2 protein-coding genes are annotated in these 3,421 nt (G+C 38.6%); both read left to right on the top strand.

The genetic code is table 11. From position 1 onward, the window contains the following. Positions 1-1,901: 5-methyltetrahydropteroyltriglutamate--homocysteine S-methyltransferase (gene metE / locus B4D49_RS09345; protein ID WP_286784192.1), on the top strand; the 1,901-nt coding region annotated here is incomplete at its 5' end. Between the two features lie 13 nt (positions 1,902-1,914). Continuing rightward, positions 1,915-3,421, top strand: a 1,507-nt coding sequence (locus tag B4D49_RS09340; RefSeq protein WP_286784191.1) for a bifunctional homocysteine S-methyltransferase/methylenetetrahydrofolate reductase, incomplete at its 3' end; no start/stop codon positions are given.

Here is a 3,421-nt window from a genome sequence, read left to right as displayed (position 1 = left end):
TCAACACAAATTATCACTACATTGTGCCAGAATGGTCAAAAGTTAAACCACATTTGACAAATACACGTTTGCTTGATTTGTATCTTGAAGCAAAAGAAGTGGTTGGTGATAAAGCAAAACCAGTCATCACAGGACCAATTACTTATGTGGCTTTATCAGCTGAGGTAAGTGATTTTACATCGGCAGTCAAAAGACTTTTACCACTTTACAAACAAGTCTTTGCAGAATTAGTTGAAGCAGGAGCAACTTATATTCAAGTTGATGAACCAATTTTTGTAACGGATGAAGGTGCGGATCTTCTTGAAGCTGCTAAATGCGTCTATGCTTATTTTGCTAAAGAAGTTCCTCAAGCTAAAATTATTTTCCAAACATATTTTGAAGCCTTGATTGATGCTAAAGATTTGTCAGAACTTCCTGTTGCTGCTTTTGGTCTTGATTTTGTTCATGGTCTTGAAGAAAACCTTGAAGCTATTGAAGCTGGATATTTTGAAGGAAAAGAAGTATTTGCCGGGGTTGTTGATGGACGTAATATTTGGGCAACTGATTTTGTAAAAATATCTGCCTTGCTTAAAAAAATCCAAGAAAAAGTTGGTAATCTTGTGATTCAACCATCTTGTTCACTTCTTCATGTACCGGTAACAACTAAAAATGAAACTGCCCTAGATCCAGTTTTGAAAAATGGTCTTGCATTTGCTGATGAAAAACTACAAGAACTTGAACTTTTGAGCCAATACCTAGATGGTCAAGAAACTGAAGCTTATAAACAGCATGTGGCTGATTTTGATGCCTTGCAAGCAGCAGACTTCCGTAATGTTACGCTTGAAAGCTTGGACAACGTACCAACAGAACGCGTTGACTATAAGATTCGTCGCAAAGTCCAACAAGAAAAACTTGGTTTGCCAACTCTTCCAACAACAACGATTGGATCATTCCCTCAATCACCAGAAATTCGTCGCACTCGTTTGGCTTGGAAACGTGGTGACATCTCAGATGTGGAATATGAAGAATTTATCAAATCGGAAATCGCACGTTGGATTAAAATTCAAGAAGACCTTGATCTTGATGTCTTGGTACACGGTGAGTTTGAACGTGTGGATATGGTTGAGTTCTTCGGTCAAAAGCTAGCTGGATTTACTACAACAAAACTTGGTTGGGTGCAATCATACGGATCACGTGCAGTTAAACCACCAATTATTTACGGTGATGTTAAACACATTCAACCATTGTCAGTGAAAGAAGTGGTTTATGCTCAAAGCCTAACAGAACGTCCGGTTAAAGGAATGCTAACAGGACCAATTACAATTACTAACTGGTCATTTGAACGTTCTGATATTTCACGCGCAGATCTTTTCAATCAAATTGGACTAGCTATCAAAGATGAAATCAAATTGCTTGAAGATGCTGGAATTGCCATTATTCAAGTGGATGAAGCTGCTCTTCGTGAAGGATTACCGCTTCGTAAAGCTAAGCAAAAAGCATATCTTGATGATGCGGTTCATGCTTTCCGCATTGCGACATCATCTGTAAAAGATGACACACAAATTCATACGCATATGTGCTACTCTAAATTCAATGAAATTATTGATTCTATTCGCGCTTTGGATGCGGATGTCATTTCAATCGAAACAAGCCGTAGTCATGGTGATGTGATTGAATCATTTGAAACAGCTGTCTACCCACTTGGTATTGGTCTTGGTGTCTATGATATTCACTCACCACGTGTACCAACAAAAGAAGAAGTGATTGAAAATATTGAACGTCCACTTCGTCAATTGTCATTAGAACAATTCTGGGTAAACCCTGACTGTGGTCTTAAAACACGTCGCGAACCAGAAACAATTGCCTCACTTAAAGTATTAGTAGAAGCAACTAAGGAAGTTCGAGCAAAATACGGAAAATAAGGAAGGTTGAGCTATGTCACGATTATTAGAACGTTTAAAAACAGATATTTTAGTCGCTGACGGTGCTATGGGAACTCTTCTTTACGCTAATGGTCTTGATAATTGTTACGAAGCTTATAATTTGACGCATCCAGAAAAAGTTTTAGCGATTCATAAAGCTTATATTGACGCTGGTGCTGATGTCATTCAGACAAACACCTATGCAGCTAAGCGACACCGACTGGATGGATATGGCTATGATGATAAAGTCAAAGAAATCAATCAAGCCGGTGTCAGAATTGCTAGACAAGCAGCTGGTGAGGATACCTTTGTTTTGGGAACGGTTGGGGCACTCAGAGGTCTTAAACAATGTGAATTAACACTTGATGAAATCATTCAAGAAACATTGGAACAGGTCGGTTATCTACTTGAAACTAATGACATTGATGGCCTTTTATTTGAAACTTATTATGATGAAGAAGAAATTATTGAAGTCTTAAAAGCTGTTAGACCTTTGACTGATTTACCGATTATTACTAATATTTCACTTCACGAAGCAGGAATTACTGAAAATGGTCGTCCTTTGGTTGAAATATTTGGTAAGCTAGTGATGCTTGGGGCAGATGTTGTGGGATTGAATTGTCACTTGGGACCATATCATATGATTCAATCTCTGAAACAAGTACCTCTTTTTGCCCAATCTTATTTAGCTGTTTATCCAAATGCTAGTTTGTTATCTTTCGTTGATGACAATGGCAGTGGGCAGTATGGATTTAGCCAGAATGCAGATTATTTTGGAAAAAGCGCAGAGCTGCTTGTTGCAGAAGGCGCACGTTTGATTGGCGGCTGTTGTGGAACAACTCCTGACCACATCAGAGCAGTCAAACGAGCTATTAAAGGTTTAAAACCAGTTACTCGAAAATTCGTTACGCCAATGGTTGAAGAAGCAGAGCTGATTAAAGCAGTTAAGCAGTCAGAAACAATCGTTGACAAAGTCAAAAGAAAAGTGACCATTATAGTTGAGCTTGACCCACCAAAAACGCTTGATATTAAAAAGTTTACTGAAGGGGTAAAAGCATTAGATGAGGCGGGGATATCCGCTATTACCTTGGCAGATAATTCTTTAGCAAAAACTCGAATTTGTAATGTGAGCATTGCTTCGCTTTTAAAAGATGAGATTTCAACGCCATTTTTGCTGCATTTATCTTGTCGTGATCATAATATGATTGGACTTCAATCACGTCTTTTGGGGATGGATGTGTTGGGATTTCATCAGGTATTAGCGATTACAGGGGACCCATCTAAGATAGGAGATTTTCCGGGAGCAACCAGCGTATACGATGCCACTAGCTTTAAACTATTAGAGTTGATTAAGCAACTCAACAAAGGAAAAGGCTACAGTGGTGCCAGTATTAAAAAAGAAACAACGTTTACAGCAGCTGCGGCTTTCAATCCTAATGTCAAAAATCTATCACGTTGCGGTCGTTTGATTGAGAGAAAGATTGCTGCTGGAGCCGATTGTTTTATTACACAGCCTATTT

Source organism: Streptococcus sp. UBA4344 (assembly GCF_002393675.1).
Lineage (GTDB): Bacteria > Bacillota > Bacilli > Lactobacillales > Streptococcaceae > Streptococcus > Streptococcus vicugnae.
Note: the sequence above shows the minus strand (reverse complement) of the source record. Positions and strands in the feature narration are given on the sequence as shown.